Origin of the sequence: Streptomyces acidiscabies (assembly GCF_020010905.1) — a bacterium.
Taxonomy (GTDB): Bacteria; Actinomycetota; Actinomycetes; order Streptomycetales; family Streptomycetaceae; genus Streptomyces; species Streptomyces acidiscabies.
Genome location: NZ_JAGJBY010000001.1, coordinates 4795124 through 4810939 on the forward strand (window position 1 = coordinate 4795124; position 15816 = coordinate 4810939).

Annotated in this window: 9 protein-coding genes; 3 read left to right on the forward strand and 6 right to left on the reverse strand. The window is 71.1% G+C overall.

Features of this window, described 5'->3' with window-relative positions; all coding sequences use genetic code 11:
- The first annotated feature begins 42 nt into the window (after window positions 1–42).
- Together J8M50_RS50525 and J8M50_RS22045 are read left to right on the forward strand one after the other, a co-directional pair.
- Complete coding sequence (locus J8M50_RS50525; protein ID WP_119612416.1) at window positions 43–2211, forward strand: BadF/BadG/BcrA/BcrD ATPase family protein; 2169 nt, start codon at window positions 43–45, stop codon at window positions 2209–2211.
- 983 nt (window positions 2212–3194) lie between these two features.
- On the forward strand, window positions 3195–5435 hold the full coding sequence (locus J8M50_RS22045; RefSeq protein ID WP_010360188.1) for a glycoside hydrolase family 3 N-terminal domain-containing protein: 2241 nt from the start codon (window positions 3195–3197) through the stop codon (window positions 5433–5435).
- Here the strand turns inward: J8M50_RS22045 and J8M50_RS22050 are convergent.
- The 6 genes from J8M50_RS22050 to J8M50_RS22075 form a co-directional block, all read right to left on the reverse strand.
- Complete coding sequence (locus tag J8M50_RS22050) at window positions 5425–6327, reverse strand: carbohydrate ABC transporter permease (RefSeq protein WP_010360189.1); 903 nt, start codon at window positions 6325–6327, stop codon at window positions 5425–5427. The two genes, J8M50_RS22045 and J8M50_RS22050, sit on opposite strands and share 11 nt — an antisense overlap.
- Window positions 6324–7334 carry a carbohydrate ABC transporter permease gene (locus tag J8M50_RS22055; protein WP_010360190.1) on the reverse strand — a complete coding sequence of 337 codons (1011 nt, stop codon included), beginning with the start codon at window positions 7332–7334 and terminating at the stop codon, window positions 6324–6326. Before J8M50_RS22055 ends, J8M50_RS22050 begins: the two co-directional genes overlap by 4 nt.
- A 2-nt stretch (window positions 7335–7336) precedes the next feature.
- The gene (locus J8M50_RS22060) at window positions 7337–8710 is read right to left on the reverse strand and encodes an extracellular solute-binding protein (protein ID WP_029184639.1); all 1374 of its coding nucleotides are present in this window, start codon (window positions 8708–8710) and stop codon (window positions 7337–7339) included.
- A 149-nt stretch (window positions 8711–8859) separates the two neighbouring features.
- Window positions 8860–9465 carry a peptidylprolyl isomerase gene (locus J8M50_RS22065; protein ID WP_029184640.1) on the reverse strand — a complete coding sequence of 202 codons (606 nt, stop codon included), beginning with the start codon at window positions 9463–9465 and terminating at the stop codon, window positions 8860–8862.
- Window positions 9466–9599: 134 nt separating this feature from the next.
- The gene (locus J8M50_RS22070) at window positions 9600–13874 is read right to left on the reverse strand and encodes a glycoside hydrolase family 38 N-terminal domain-containing protein (RefSeq protein WP_010360194.1); all 4275 of its coding nucleotides are present in this window, start codon (window positions 13872–13874) and stop codon (window positions 9600–9602) included.
- 97 nt (window positions 13875–13971) lie between these two features.
- Window positions 13972–14856 carry a MurR/RpiR family transcriptional regulator gene (locus J8M50_RS22075; protein WP_010360196.1) on the reverse strand — a complete coding sequence of 295 codons (885 nt, stop codon included), beginning with the start codon at window positions 14854–14856 and terminating at the stop codon, window positions 13972–13974.
- Between the two features lie 163 nt (window positions 14857–15019).
- On the opposite strand from J8M50_RS22075, the gene J8M50_RS22080 reads away from it, so the two are divergent.
- Complete coding sequence (locus J8M50_RS22080) at window positions 15020–15796, forward strand: sugar isomerase domain-containing protein (RefSeq protein WP_010360197.1); 777 nt, start codon at window positions 15020–15022, stop codon at window positions 15794–15796.
- Window positions 15797–15816: the final 20 nt, after the last annotated feature.

The following is a 15816-nucleotide window of genomic DNA, read 5'->3' on the forward strand; positions in this document are numbered from 1 at the left end:
GGACCTTGTCTGCGGCGAATGTATCAACCACCATGGGTACCGATGAATAGTGATTTGAACCAAACCTTGGTCTGTGACGGCCCTGCGTACGTCCTTGGCGTCGATGCGGGGGGTACGCGTACGCGTGCGGTCTTGGCGGACGCGTCGGACGGGCGTGTCCTCGGGGAAGGCGTGTCTGGTCCCGGCAATGCGTTGACCGTGCCGGTCTCGGTGGTTACCGAGCATCTGGTGGAGGCGATCGGGGAGGCGGTGCGGGGGGTTGCGCCGGGGAGGGTGGTTGCGGTGGCGGGTGGGTTTGCGGGGGCGGCGAGTGTGCGGGTGGATGGGGTGGGGGGTGAGGGCCGGGGGTCGGTGCGTGGGAGTGGCGTGGAGGGTGAATCGCGTGGGGTGTCGGTTCGGGGCAGTGGCGCGGAGGAGGAACTCGGCGGGGCGTCGGGGCGTGGGAAGGGCGTAGGAGAGGAGTCCGGCGGGGCCTCGGAGGGTGGGAACGATGTGGTGAGGGGGTCCGGCGGGGCGTCGGCGGGCGGCGATGGTGGGGAGGGGAGGTCTAGCGGGACGTCGGAGGTTGGGGGCGGTGCACTGGGGGAGTCCGGTGGGACGGCGGTAGACGGGAGCGGTGCGGATGAGGAACCCGGTCGGCTCCGTGCCCGTGCCGCCCTCACCGCTGCGCTCGAACGCCTTGGTATCCCCCTCCCCGCGATCACCATCCACAGCGATATCGAGGCAGCGTTCGCCGGAGCGCCCGGGCACCCTGCCGCCGGTCTCGCTCTGATCGCGGGTACCGGTTCGGTCGCGGCCCGTGTCCAGGACCGCGTCCTTGTGGCGACCTCCGGTGGGGACGGCTGGCTCCTCGGTGACGACGGCAGTGGCTTCTGGATCGGGCGGAGGGCGGTTCGCGCGGCGTTGAGGGCAGCGGACGGCCGGGGTCGACCGACGTCGCTGGTGGCGGCGGTCGGCCGAGCACTCGGTGTTCCGGAGGGGGTGTTGCCGCCGAGGGGGTGGGAGCGGGTGCCGTCGGCGGACGGGGGAGTGGGTGGGGTGCTGCCGTCAGCGGGGGAGACGGGCGTGCGGCCTGGGCCCGGTGTGCAGGTGTCGGGGGCGGGGGACGTTGACTCGGCCTCGGAGGGGGATGAGCTGGGGCGGCGAGTCGGAGAGGCAGGTTCGGAGGAGGCGAGTGGGCAGGGGCCGGGTGCTGTGCGGGACGTACCGCTGGGTGGTCCTGAGAGGGGCGAGGTTGGGCAGGAAGCCCAGGTGAGAGGCTCGGGGGTGGGTGTTTCGCCGGGTGGTCCCGAGAGGGGTGAGGCTGAGGCGCCGGGGTGGGTGGCGGCGGGTACGGACGAGGTGGGTGCTGTGCGGGACGTGCCGTCGACTGGTGCTGAGCGGGGTGAGGCCGGGCGGGAGGGTGAGGCGTCGGGTGCGGGCCCGGCGGGTGCGGGCCCGGTGGGGGCTGCGCGGGAGGTGCTGTCGGCCGGTGCAGAGGTGGGCGAGGCTGGGCGGGGAGCTGAGGCGCCGGGTGCAGGTCAGGTGGGTGCTGTGCGGGGCGAGGTCGGGCGGGAGGCTGCGGCGACTGGGCTGGGGGCGGAGGGTGCGCAGGGCGTTCCGTCAGGGAGTTCCGGGGTTGGGCCGAGTTTGTCGGTGGCTGGCGTGCGAGAAGAGAGCATTCTCCCGCCGGGGGCGGCGGGAGCTGCGGGTGAGCGGCGTGGGCAGGGGGCGAGGTCCGAGGCAGTGGGCGTGCGGCGCGATGTTCTTGCGTCGGAGGAGCGGGGGGCCGGTGCGCAGTCGCCGTCCCGTAGCTGCGACGGTGTGGACGGCGACGCCGAGCGCCCGGCAGGAACGTCCGCGCCAGACCCGTACCGCTGGAGTCTGGCTCAGCGAGCCGCGTACCGTGCTTATCTCCTCCCCGCAGTCATGGAACGCCGACCCACGGACCTGGCCGCGCACGCACCCTTGGTCACCCGGGCCGCTGACGAAGGGGACGAGGTAGCCCGGCAGATCCTTCAGGAAGCTGCTGCCGCGCTGGTCGAGACGGTTGCCGCTCTCTCTCCACGCCCCGGTGAACCCCTGGTCGTGACCGGTGGCCTACTCGCCCCCAACGGTCCCCTCCTCGCACCACTCACCGAACACCTCACCCCCCTTGGCCTCACGATCTCCCCGGTGGTGGACGGCTCGGCCGGTGCGGTGGCGCTGGCGCGGATCGCGGTGGCTCGCTGAACGGCGTACGAACCCGGCGGCCCGGCCACGAAGAAGACGGGGCCGCCGGACGACGTACGAGGACAACCGAACCCACCCCCACCGACCGAACCACGCACGCCCGCCGCCCCAATCCGCACTCGCCCACTGACCTGAACCACACGACCGTTCGCCGGACGATGCACCGAAACCCCCGAAGCCGCGCGCGGCCCGGATCGCGCCGATCGGTCGGAGACCGTACCCACCCCCTTCCGTTCGCCGGACACCCTGTCCGAACCCCGAAGCCGCGCGCGGCCCGAACCACGCAGACCCGTCGGGCCGTACCCACTCCCTCCGTCCGTCGGACGCCCCGTCCGAACCCCGAAGCCACGCACCCAGCCCGAGTCACGCCGACCCGTCGGCACACCCACCTCCTCCGTCCGTCGGACACCTCACCCGGACCCCGAAGCCGCGCGCGGCCTGAACCACGTAGACCCGTCGGGCCACGCTCACCCCTTCCGTCCGCCAGACACCCCGTCCGAACCCCGAAGCCACGCACCCAGCCCGAGTCGCGCCGACCCGTCGGCACACCCACCTCCTCCGTCCGTCGGACACTTCACCCGGACCCCGAAGCCGCGCGCGGCCCGGACCGCGCAGATCCGTCGGGCCGTACCCACCCCTCCGTCCGTCGGACGCCCCATCCGAACCCCGGAGCCGCGCGCGCGGCCTGAACCACGCAGACCCGTCGGGCCACACTCACCCCCTCCGTCCGTCGGACACCCCACCCGGACCCCGGAGCCGCGCACGCGGCCTGAGCCACGCAGACCCGTCGGACCACACCCACCCCCTCCGTTCGCCGGACACCCCACCCGAACCACCCACCCAGCCCGAACCGCACCCCCCAGCCCCAGACAGCTGAACCCCAACCCAAGCCCACCCCCCCCGGAGGGGGAATGCACAAACCCACCCGCCACCCCATCCGCCCCGCACCAACCCCCAAACCCCCACCCACCCAAAGGACCCCCATGCCCACCCCCCTCTACCAAGACCCCACCGCCCCCACCCCCTCCCGAGTGGCCGACCTCCTCTCCCGCATGACCCTGCGAGAGAAAGTCGGGCAGCTCAACCAGCGGATGTACGGCTGGCACGCCTACACCCGGACCCCCGTCGGGGACTTCGCCCTCACAGAGGCATTGGACGAAGAGACCACCCGCTGGCAAGGGCTGGGCGCGCTGTACGGGCTGATGCGGGCCGACCCCTGGTCGGGCGTGACCCACGGCAACGGTCCGGACGCGAGGACCAGTGCGGACCTGGCGGACATGGTGCAGCGGCATGTCCTCGCGAAGAGCCGGCTGGGTATCCCCACGCTGTTCGTTGAAGAGGTCCCCCACGGTCATATGGCCCTGGACGGCACGGTCTTCCCGGTGAACCTGGGCGTAGGAGCCACCTGGGACCCGGAGTTGTACGAGCGAGCAGCGACGCACGCGGCGGCGGAACTCCGGGCCAGGGGCGGCCACGTGGCCCTGGTGTCGGCGTTGGACATCGCCAGGGACCCGAGATGGGGCCGCACGGAAGAATGCTTCGGAGAGGACCCCCACCTGGCGGCCCGCCTCACCGAAGCACTGGTCCACGGAATGCAGGGCACCCCGGCAGAACACTTCACGGCGGATCAAGCCCCCGTAGTCCTCAAGCACTTCGCAGGCCAGGGCGCCACCACAGGCGGCAGAAACTCCGCCGAGACAGAGCTGGGCCCGAGAGAACTCCACGAGATCCACCTGCCGGCGGCACGAGCGGGCGTCAACGCGGGCGCGGCAGCGGTGATGTCCGCGTACAACGAGGTGAACGGCCTCCCCTGCACCGGCAACAGGCCTTTGCTCACCGGCCTGTTGAGGGAGGCGTGGGGATTCGGCGGCCTCGTCATGGCGGACGGCCTGGCCGTGGACCGCCTCGCCCGCATCACCGGCGACAAACTCACCGCAGGGGCCCTCGCCCTCAACGCCGGTGTGGACATGAGCCTTTGGGACGAGGGCTTCACGCACCTGGAGGAGGCGGTGGAGCGGGGACTGGTCACCGAGGCCACCCTGGACAGCGCCGTGGCAAGGGTGTTGACCCTGAAGTTCCGTCTGGGCCTCTTCGAGAACCCGTACACGAGGAGGAACCCCCTCCCCGAAGGCCGGGACCTCAGCACGGAGTTGGCCCGAGCCTCGATCACCCTCCTGCGCAACGACGACGTCCTCCCGGTACCGCCGGCCACCCGCAGGATCGCGGTCATCGGCCCCCACGCAGCCACCACGACCCACCAACTCGGCGACTACACAGCCCCCCAACGCGAGGGCACCACAGTCCTGGACGCCCTCCGCAGACTGACCCCGCCCACCACGGACATCCGCCACGCACGGGGCTGCGCCCTGACCGGCGACGACAGAAAGCACATCCCCGAGGCAGTGGCCACAGCAGCCGCCGCCGACCTCGCCGTCCTCGTCCTGGGCGGCAGCAGCGCCCGCACCCAGGACACGGAGTTCGACGCGAACGGCGCGGCCCTGTCCACGCGGGACGACATGACGTGCGGAGAGGGAGCCGACCTCGCGACGCTCCGCCTCGGCCCGGCCCAACACGCCCTGCTGGACGCGGTGATCGCCACCGGCACCCCCACAGCGGTGGTCCTGATCCAGGGCCGCCCCCACGCGGTACCGGAAGCGGACCGAGCCGGCGCCGTCCTCACCGCCTGGTACCCGGGTCCCTGGGGAGGCGACGCCATCGCCGAAGTCCTCCTCGGCCACACCGACCCCCGAGGCCGCCTCCCGGTCTCGGTCCCCCGCTCGGCGGCCCAACTCCCCGTCTACTACAACCACAAGGAGACGGAGTACGGCAGATACGTCGACGAGGAGGCGGACCCGCTGTACGCCTTCGGCCACGGACTGGCGTACACGACGTTCGCGTACGGCCCCCCGAGGCGCGACGGCGACACCATCGACGTGGACATCACCAACACCGGCGCCAGACAAGGCCGTTCGGTGGCCCAGCTCTACATCCGCCCCGTACGCACCCCCGTCTGGCCGCGCACCCTCGAACTCCGGGCGTTCCAGGGCGTGGACCTGGCCCCCGGCGAGACCCGCACCGTCTCGATACACCTCGGCGCCGACCAACTGAAGCTGATCGGCGCCGACTTGGAGGCGTTCGTACCGGACGAGATCGAGGTGCGGGTCGGGGAGTCGGCCCGCCACGCGCTGGCGGCCGTACCCCTGACCCTGAAGGTCAGAGCTTGACCGCCCCCGACGAGACCCCCTTGTAGAACCAGCGCTGGGTGATGACGAACAGCACCAGCACCGGGACCACGGAGATCACGGACCCCGCCATCACCAGCCGCTGGTCGTACCCGAACGACGAGGACTGGAGCCGGGACAGACCGAGCGTCAGCGTGAAGTGGTCCTCGGTGCGCAGCACGATCAACGGCCACAGGAAGTCGTCCCAGGCGCTGATGAACGTGTTGATGGCGACGACGAGGATCGCGCCGTACGCGGACGGCAGGTACAGGTGCCGGAACCGCTTCCACTCGCCCGCGCCGTCCAGCATCGCCGCGTCCTCGATCTCGCGCGGCACCGCGAGGAACGCGGCGCGCATGATGAGGACGTTGATCGCGCCGACGAAGCCGGGCAGCCACACGCCGACGAGGTTGTCGATCAGTCCGAGGTCGCGGATGCTCAGGAACAGCGACACCATGATGGACTCGAAGGGGAACATCATGGACGCCATCAGCAGGATCCACACCAGCTTGCTGCCCTTCCAGCCCGGCTTGGAGAGCATGTAGCCGGCGATGGTGGAGAACAGCAGCTGGCTGCCGACCGACAGGACCACGATGATCAGGCTGTTGCGGATGTACGTCCACACGGGGACCTGGTCGAAGACCTGCTTGTAGGCGTTGAGCGTCGGATGCCGGGGGATGAGGGAGGCACCCGCGCCGAAGACGTCCTCGCCCGCGCCCTTCAGGGACGACAGCAACTGCCACACGAGGGGGCCGATGGTGATGGCGAGGACGAACAGCAACAGCAGGTAGCGGACGATGAGTTCGCGCGGGCGGCCGTAGTCGCGCCAGCGCGGCATCAGACGGCGGCGCTTGGCAGCCCCGGAAGCGGGAGTCTGAGAGACGGCCGTCGTCATGACTCGTCCTCCTTCGTCAGGCGCTGCGACAGCAGCGTGAGGCCCAGGGTCAGTACGAACAGGGCGACGCTGACGGCCGACCCGTACCCGGCGTTGCCGGTGAGCGGGTCGAGGGCGACGTCCCGGATGTAGAAGGGGAGCGTGCGGTCGGCGCCGCCGGGACCGCCGGTCGAGCCGCCGAGCATGTAGATCTCGGTGAACACCCGCAGCGAGCCGATACCGGTGAGCGTGCCGACGAGCATCATCGAGGTGCGTACGCCCGGCACGGTGACGTTCCAGAACCGGCGGATCGCGCCCGCGCCGTCCACGGAGGCCGCTTCGTGCAGTTCCTTCGGCACGTTCCCGAGCGCGGCCAGGTAGAAGATCATGTACCAGCCGAGCCCCTTCCAGATCGTCAGGCCCATAGCGGAGAACAGGATCAGCCACGAGTCGGACAGGAACGGGATCGCCGACTTGATGAGGTGGCCCTTCTCCAACCACGTGTTCACCAGGCCCTGATCGGACAGCAGCCACTGCCAACTCAGGCCGACGACCACGCTGGAGGCGAGGACCGGGGTGTAGAACGCGGACCGGAAGAAGCCGATGCCGGGGAGGTTCTTCTCCACCAGGACGGCCAGCATCAGCGGCAGCAGCACCATCAGCGGTACGACGACGATCGCGTAGAGCAGGCTGTTGCGGGTGGCGAGCCAGAAGTCCGGGTCGTCCAGCATCCGCGTGTAGTTGTCCAGGCCCACGAAGTTCGCCGCGCCGCCGAGGGGCTTGGCGTCCGTGAAGGACAGCAGCAGCGTGTTCAGGAACGGGTACACGCCGAACACGGTGACGCCGACGATCGCCGGGGACATCCACAGCCACGGCAGCCACCAGCGGCGGTACAGCGCGGCGCCGCCCGCCTCGGCGGTCGGACCGGGCTTCAGCCACCGCAGCAACCGCCGTACGCCGGAGGGCTGTTCGGGGGCCGGACGGCCCGGTGCCGCGACGGGCACCGGGGTCAGGGTCTTGGACGCCATGCTCAACTGCCCTGCGCGATCAGCTCGTTCATCTTCTTCTGTGCGTCGTTCAGGGCGTCCTGGGCGCTCTTCTTGCCCTGCATCGCGAGCTGCACCTGTGCGGTCGCCGCGTTCAACTCGCCCGGGGTGAGGGCGACTTCGTCGGCCGTGGCGGTCTTGCGGTCGCTGGCGACGATCTTGCGGGCCTGCGAGAACGGGTCGTCACCGGTGACCGACTGGAAGAACGGGTCGTCCAGGGAGGCGGTCGTCGAGGGGAAGATGACGACGTTGGGGTCCTTCGCCCAGGTGAGCTGGTTCTGCGCGTTCGTCAGGAACTGGGCGAAGGCCAGCGCGGTCGCCGCGTGCTTGCTGGTGGAGGCGACGCCGACGTACTGCGGGGCGCCGACCGTGTGGCCGAGGCTGTCCAGCATGTAGCGGGCCACGCCGGTCTTCTTGTAGACGGTCGGGTTGTTCTGCTCGATGAACCGCAGGTAGTTCGGGTTCGACGCGCCGTACACGAGCTTGCCCTGGCCGTAGACCGTGGACGGGTCCTGGTTCGAGGAGATCGAGTCGCGCGGCATCGCGCCGTCCTTGTAGAGCTTCGTCATCCCCTCGACCCACTGGACGGTCTTCGGGTCGTCGGCGAACGTGAACTTCTTGCCGTCGGCGGCGAAGATCTTGACGCCCATCTGCTGCCAGTCGGCGGGGATACGGAGCTGCGGGTTGGCGAGGAAGGCGTAGTAGTCGCCGTCCGACGCCTTCGCGATCTTCTCCGCGTCGGCGAACATGCCGAGGACGGTCGTCGGAGGTTTCGCCGGATCGAGGCCGGCCTTCTTCATCAGCTCGGTGTTGAAGGTCTGCACGATGCCGCCGGAGTACCAGGGCAGGACGCTGTGCACCTTCTGGCCGGCCGCGTCGGCGTACGTGCTGGAGTCCCACAGGCCGGGGACGAAGGGCTTGCCGGCGTCCGGGGCCTTCTGGTCCAGGTTCAGCAGGTAACCCGTCTTGGTGAGCGCCTCGGCCGTGTTGACGTTGATGTTGACGACGTCCGGGAGCGTGCACGCCTGCGCGTCCGACACGAGCCGCTGGGTGAACGTCGAGTCGCCCGGGTCGTCGATCCACTTGACCTTCGCGCCGGGGTTGGCCTTCTCGAAGGCCGCGATCACGCCGTCGAAGTACTTCGAGAAGTCCTTCTTCAGGTTCGTCGTCTGGAAGGTGATGTCGCCCTTCACGTCCCCGGTGAGCTTCCCGGAACCGACGTTCGCCTTGTCGACGCTACAGCCGCCCGCCTTGGCGCCGCCGTCGTCCGAGCCGCCGCCGGAGAGGCCGCAGCCCGCCGCCGTCAGGGCCAGGACGATGACGCCCGCCATGGTTCCAGTCAGTGTTCTCGCGCGCATGCCTGGGCCTTCCTGCTGGTTCAAATCACCAAGTTGGACTCCGAATGATGAAAAGGTGGACCAGAATTCATCGGAGGTCAATGGTTTGCGTGTTGCGTTTCGGTTCCGTGCGTTACCGGGGCGGTCACTGTGAGGTGACCGCACCCGTGCTAATGCCGGTGTTCGTGGTCCGGATGTCCGGGATCGCCGGGGTGCTCGTGACCGTGCGTGTACCGCACACCGGCCCGCTCCCGGTCCAGCCAGTCGAAGAACGCCTGCCGCCCCCGCGCACGCCGCAACTCGCCCTCGACGCCGTCCCGCACGCGCGCGTACGGCACGAGATCCCGCGCCTTCGCACCCCGGAACGGGTCGACACCCCGCCGCAGCGCCTCCGGCGTCAGGAAACGGTCCGGATTGCGCTCGTAGTACTCCCGCACGTCCGCCTCCCCGACCCGCTGCTCCCCCTCCAGCGCCGCCAGCAGCGCCCGGGCGGCGGCGGAGTGCGCGAGCGCCACGGCGACGATGCTCCCCAGGTCCGCGACATCCGTCCCGGACACCCCGAGCACCCGCCCCGGCACCAGCTCGGGCGGCGGCGCCAGCCCCCGCGCGACACAGGCCCGCCGGGCCAGCTCGTCGACGACGACCACCTGAGTCGCCCACCGCCTGCGCTGCCGCTCGTCCCGGGCCAGCCCCTCGGGCCGGGTGGCCCGGTCACGGGCGGGGACGGAGTCGAGAACGGCGTCCACGCGGGAGGCCGGAACGGCGCTTCCGGCGATGGTGGCGGCGAGGGGTGGGTGGTGGTTGTGCGGGTGCGGCGTGTGGGGCTGGGGTGGCGTGACGGCCGGGGCGCCCGAGGGCGGTACGACACTCCGCGCACCGCCTTCCGCCCCCGCCGACACACCCTGCCCGCTCACTCCGTCACCTCCACCACAACCGCCTCGGTGTACGCCACACACCCGTGCCACCCCACCTTGGCCATCAGCCAGTACGCCCCCGGCGCGACCACGGACGCGTCCACCTCGATCCCCGCCTCGATGCTCTCCCCGGCAGGCACCGCGAACCCCTGCAACCCCGGCGACACCCCCGCCCACGTCCCCCACGCCGACACCGCCCACAACTGCCCGTTCACGGTCCCCCGCGTCGTATTGCGCAGCCGCACCGGCACGGTCACCCGCTCACCCCGCCGCACCCGAACCCGCTCCACCCCGAGGGACGTGACCAGCGTCGGCCCGGTCCGCCCGTCGGGCTCGCCGGAAGGCACCTCGCCCGGTACGTCGAGGGCGACGACGTCCTCGTACACCTGCCCGCCGTACGACAGTCGCCCGGCGAGCCAGCGCCGGCCGGGAGCCGCGTCCGGTGGCGGTACGACGGTGACCTCGGCGAGGCTGAAGCCGCCCGGCGCCAGGTCGTACGGGACGACGGGCGGCGACGCGGTCCAGCCGTCCGGCACCAGCAGCCGTACGGAGCCGGAGGCCGCCGCGTCGGTCAGTTCCGAGGAGACGCGGACCGTCGTCGTGACCGGGCCGGAGACGGTGAGGGCCGTGGGGGAGAGATAGAGGGCGACGGGGAAGTTGCCGCGCGGCGCGGGGCCGGAGTTGTGGAGCCAGTACCGCGTATAGACGGGCTGCGCGGGCTCGTACCCGGCGACAGGCTCAACATCCGTGCACGGTACGGCAGTTGCGCCCGGCACCCCCAGCACCGTCCCCACCTCGAACCCGCCCAGTCCGAACCCCGCACCCCCGTCGACGTCAAGTTCCTCCCCGGCCCGCTCCAGCACGTCGGACCGGACGGCGGACTCCCACGCGACGGGCCCCGTCACCCGGGCCCGCACGGAACGTCCCTCCACCTCGTGCACCCGCACGACCACACCCCGCCCCGGATCGACGGCCTCCGACCCACCCCGGGCCAGCGGCGAACCGGCGGCCTTCAGCGCGTCCACCACCACCCGCCCCTCCGGCTCGACGGCGAACAGCGTCGCCGCCCGGGGCAACCCGGTGACGACCTCAACTCCCGTACGAACGCGCCCGGTCAGCGGCCGGTTGAACGCGTGCCCGGCCTGCGGGAGCCGCTGCTCGCGCCAGTCCCCGGCGCCCGCGAGAACCGCGTACTCGAACGTGTGCGACCAGTGCTGGAGCTGGAACCCGGACCCGTCGGGCGCGGTCCGGCGCGGCGGGTCGACCCAGATCCCGGACGGCCACCCCGTGCAGGACCGCATCAGCGACATGTAGAGGTCGCCCGAGGCGGTGACGACACACCCGGGCGTGCCCCGGTTCAGGACGGCGAAGCTCTGTCCGTCCCACGCGTCCCCGGGCGGCAGCGCCTCCCCGCCCCCTGCGGCGGTGGCGTGGACGACGGCGTCCTCCAGGTCCGTGATCAGCGCGTCGACGGCCTTCGCGTCCTGCTCGGCGTCCACGCCCGCGACGACCAGCAGCGGTAGCCGCTCCAGGTCCCGCAGGTCCGCGCCGGGCACCCACTCCTCGCGCAGCGAGGCACGCGGCGCGACCCACACGGCCGCGAGGCCCGACTCGGTGAGCTGCCTGCGGAGTTCACGCGCGGCGGCCGGGTCCCAGCCGAGCGCCTCGGCGACCAGCGCGTTGCGCTCGGGCCCGCCGACGGCGATCCGGATGTCCGGCAGATTGGAGTCGACCTCCAGATCGCCGTACCGCTGCCCGCCCGTGATCGTCGAGGTCGCCGTGACCCCGACGCGTACGAGGGCTGCGGCGAGCGGAGTCCCCAGCTCGCCGGCGCTGCCCCAGTCGGGGTAGATCAACTCGGCGACGCCGATGGCTCGTTCACCCAGCAGCGCCCCGTCCGTGCCGTGCACGGCGACCCGTGCCGTGGACCCGAGCCCGAACCACGTGTTGGCCGGGTTGTCCAGCGTCCACGGGAACCGCTCGCTGTCCACCTCCACGAACCCGAACCCGCGCCCGATCACCGCGTCCGCGACCTCGTGCACCGGCAGCCCGCCCCGCACGTCCGACGGCCACCGCACCCGGATCAGCCGGTCGGCGCCGTCGTACCCGTCGAGGGTCGTCGACACGTCGAGCCGGTCGACACCCGCCCACAGGGTGATGCGCTGCGTGTACCGGAAGAGCCCGAGGTCGCCGCGCACGGTGATGCGGGACCCGGCGGGGGAGTGCTCGACATCGATGTCGGCGGCGACAAGTCCGCTGCGTGCGGCGGTGGTTCCGGTCGGCGTGAGGTGCCAGGGGCCCTCGCCGAAGCGCGGGTGGCGGGCGAACTCCTCCTGCACGACAAGCTCGTTGCCGATGTCGCCGTCCCGCAGCAACTCCCGGCCCTGGGCGTTCTCGTCGAGCGCGCGCAGACTGCTGACGGCGCCGCCGCGCGCGGGATCGACGGTGACCTCGTAGTACGCGTTGCGGATCGTCGCCCCGTCGCCGCGCGTCCACCCCGGCACCGAACCCTCCGCGAGGGAAAGGGCCTTGAGGCCCATGCCGGGCACCTCCGGTACGACGACGGTGAGTTGACCGTCCTCGCGTACGGCGGGCAGCGGCAGGCCGGTGACGTCCAGCGGGACGAGGCCCGGGTCGTCGACCGTGAGGGTGTCACGCCGTTGCCAGGTCGCCGAGTTGAACACGACCAGGTCCGGGGTGCCGCCGGGGAGCGAGACGACGTGGGAGGCGAGCGCGTCGGTCGCGTCCGCGTGGACGTCGCGCGCCAGGTCGTACAACTCCCGCCAGCCGGTGAGGAGATCGACGTACACCTGGTCCGACTCGGAACCGGTGATCGCGTCGTGGTGGGCGCCGTAGATGAGCTGGCGCCACGCCTTGTCGAGCGCCGCGTCCGGGTACGGGTGCCCGGTCACCAGCGAGGCCAGCGTCGCCCAGGACTCGGCGTCGGACAGCAGCGACTCGCCGTACCGCTGGGCCTGTTTGGTGTCGATGTACGACACGTCCTTGCCGGTGTAGATCGGGTTCATGTCCCGGGTCTGCGGCGAGGCGACGCGGCCCTCGGTCTCCAGCTCGGCGCGTACGGCGGCGAAGAAGTCGCGGGGGATCGCGCTGACGAACCTCGGCCAGACGTAACGGGCGTTCCAGTCCCGGTGGATGCCCATCACCCAGCGGCACGGCGGCGCGTAGTCACCGCCGACCGGCAGCATCACGTTCTTCGTGAGCGCGACCTTCTTCAGCCCCTTGAAGAGCTTCAGCGCGGCCTGTTCGGCCTCGGGGAGGGTGGGCGCGTTGTCGATGGCCCACCCGGCGCCGTAGTGGTTCACCATGTACGCCGTCAGCAGGCCACGCCCGGAGGGGGCGATCCAGTTGAACTCGGCCTGGAACTGCATGCGTTGGGGGTCGCGGGGCTCCTCGCCGAACACCGACAGCGTCGGGCCCCACTGGTGGAAGGGGCCGCGCGCCCAGGAGCTGGTGGAGATGTCCGCGTCCGCCATCAGGCCCGGGAACTGCGGGTCGTGGCCGAACGCGTCCAACTGCCAGGCGGTGTCCGGCTCCGCGCCCATGATCCCGCGCTGGAACCCGTCGCCGTACAGCGCGTTGCGGATGGTCGCCTCGGCGCCGGTGAGGTTCGTGTTGGGCTCGTTGTAGGTGCCGCCCATGATCTCGATGCGCCCGGTGCGGATCAACTCCCGCAGGAACGCCCGCTCTTCGGGGAAGGAGTCCCAGTACGGCTTGAGGTAGTCGACCTCCGCGAGGACGAACGTGTACGCCGGGTCGCGCCGCGCGAGGTCGCAGTGCGCGCGGACCAGGCTCATGCCGGACTGGCCGCGCGAGTCGAAGGTGCGGGCCGGGAGGCCGCTGGACGCGTCGTCGGCGACGTCCCAGGTCTCCGTGTAGGCGGCCTGTGTGTTCCACCAGACGGGGTCGTAGTGGAAGTGGCTCACCATGAACATCGTCCAGCCGGGCTCGGCGGCGGTGAACTCGGCGGTGTGGTGAACGGTCTCTTTTTGGGAAGCGTCCTCGGCGGTGACCGTGATCTCGCGCTTGTCGCCGGGCGCGAGCCCCTCGGACGTCACGGATATCTCGGCGCGTACGGTGCCGTCCTCGCCGATCGTGACGAGCGGCTCGTCGACGCCGTGGACGCCGTCGCCCGTGAGCGTCAGCCGGACCTGTCGGCCGGGGTCGTGCCCGATCTCGACGGCCACCACCTGGTACGGATGCTCGGCGGCGCCGGTGAACAGCTCGGTCGACTCGACGGAGATGACACGCATGGGGCTCCTACGGGAGGTCGAGGGAGCCTCATAGTGGCATCGAGCGGTGGTTCAATCAACCACTCCTGGGTATCGAGGTTGGTTGAACCATGCATGATCAGCGTGCGCGGCGTGCCTTCACCGCGTGCTGCGGGGTGATGTGGTCGGTCAGCGCGAGGGAGGCGCTGGCCCGCTGGTAGGAGAGCTGCGCGACCCGCACGTACAGGCAGTCCACGATCATCAGGACCGAGTGCCGGCCGCCGATCGAGCCGGTGCGGAAGCTGGTCTCCGAGGTGGCCGAGATCAGCCGTACGTCGGCCGCGCGGGCCAGTGGCGAACGCGGGTCCGTGGTCAGCGCGATCGTCGTCGCGCCCCGCTCCTTCGCCATCTCGAACGGCTCCAGCGTCTCCCGCGTCGACCCCGAGTGCGAGATGCCGATCGCCACGTCCGCCGGGGTCAGCAGCGCCGCCGAGGTCGCCGCGCCGTGCACCTCCGTCCAGCCGCGCACCGCGCAGCCGATCCGGAACAGCCGCGTCTCCGTCTCCTGCGCGACCGCGCCGCTGCCGCCGACGCCGTACACGTCGATCCTGCGGGCCCTGGCCAGCGCCTGCGCGCCGCGCTCCAGGGCGTCCAGGTCGATCCGGTCCACCGTCTGCTGGATCGCCCGCAGGTCCGCGCTGCCGACGACCTGCACGACCCGCTCCAGGCTGTCGTCCGGCGAGATGTCCGGGCCGATCTCCGCCGTGCCCCAGTCCGACGCCTCGCCCCGGCCGCGCTCCTGCGCCAGCTCGATCAGCAGGTGCTGGTAGGAGTCCAGGCCGATCGCCCGGCAGAAACGGGTCACCGTCGCCTGCGAGGTGCCGGTACGTCGGCCCAGCTCCGCCGCCGAACAGTGGGTGACGGCGGCCGGGTCCTCCAGGATCAGCTCCCCGACCTTCCTCAGGGAGCCGGCCAGCCTCGGCAACTCGGTGCGGATCAGTGTGGTGACGTCGGTCGTGGGCATGAGGAGAAGGTACCAGCCACCGACTGACTGGTCGGGTGAATACCAGGACCGGATATGTGCGGGATGCCTGCCTCATTGCCGGTGGACCGGTGTGTGTGATTTATTGATTCACCTGTTCTCTTTAGCATGGTGGTTTGAGCCATCGATCAGTGGGGAGTCCCAGGTGACCGTCGAGTCCGCCAACGAGTCCGTCAACGCGGAACGCTTCGCCAAAGAGGGACTCGACGTCCTCTCGCACCTCGTCGAGACATGCCGGGACGACGTGTCCCGGGCCGCCGCCCTCATCGCGCAGTGCGTCCGCGACGACGGGGTCATCCAGGCGTTCGGCACCGGCCACTCGCAGGCCCTCGTCCTCGAACTCGCGGGCCGCGCGGGCGGGTTCGTGCCCACCAACCGGCTCCAGGTCCCCGACCTCGTCCTCTTCGGCGGCGACGCGCCCAGCGCCCTCGACGACCCGCTCCTCGAACGCGAGCCCGGTGTCGCCGCCCGGCTGTACGACCTCGCGGCGCCCCGGCCGCAGGACCTCTTCGTCGTCGTCTCCAACTCCGGCGTCAACAACGTGATCGTCGAGATGGCGATCCAGGCGAAGGAACACGGGCACAAGCTCCTCGCGATCACGTCCCTCGCGCACACGCGTGCCGTTCCGGCCAAGCACCCGAGCGGGAAGAAGCTGGCGGATCTGGCGGACGTGGTGCTGGACAACGCGGCGCCCCGCGGGGACGCGCTGCTGCCGCTGCCGGGGGGTGGGGCGGTGTGCGCGCTGTCCACGCTGACCGGGGTGATGCTGGTGCAGATGGCTGTGGCCGAGGCGGCGGGTCAGCTGATCGAGTCGGGGGACCGGCCGCCGGTGTACGTGTCGGCGAATGTGCCGGGAGGGTTCGAGGGGAACCTGGAGCTGGAGAAGCGGTACGAGGGACGCATCCGCCGCACCGCGAGCTGACGTAGCGAAAAAAGAAGGGG

What these genes read in the sequence shown, in the direction of transcription:
- J8M50_RS50525 (WP_119612416.1), top strand. Translation starts at nt 43, where the DNA reads ATGAATAGTGATTTGAACCAAACCTTGGTCTGTGACGGCCCTGCGTAC.
- J8M50_RS22060 (WP_029184639.1), bottom strand. Translation starts at nt 8,710, where the DNA reads ATGCGCGCGAGAACACTGACTGGAACCATGGCGGGCGTCATCGTCCTG.
- J8M50_RS22055 (WP_010360190.1), bottom strand. Translation starts at nt 7,334, where the DNA reads ATGGCGTCCAAGACCCTGACCCCGGTGCCCGTCGCGGCACCGGGCCGT.
- J8M50_RS22045 (WP_010360188.1), top strand. Translation starts at nt 3,195, where the DNA reads ATGCCCACCCCCCTCTACCAAGACCCCACCGCCCCCACCCCCTCCCGA.
- J8M50_RS22050 (WP_010360189.1), bottom strand. Translation starts at nt 6,327, where the DNA reads ATGACGACGGCCGTCTCTCAGACTCCCGCTTCCGGGGCTGCCAAGCGC.
- J8M50_RS22075 (WP_010360196.1), bottom strand. Translation starts at nt 14,856, where the DNA reads ATGCCCACGACCGACGTCACCACACTGATCCGCACCGAGTTGCCGAGG.
- J8M50_RS22070 (WP_010360194.1), bottom strand. Translation starts at nt 13,874, where the DNA reads ATGCGTGTCATCTCCGTCGAGTCGACCGAGCTGTTCACCGGCGCCGCC.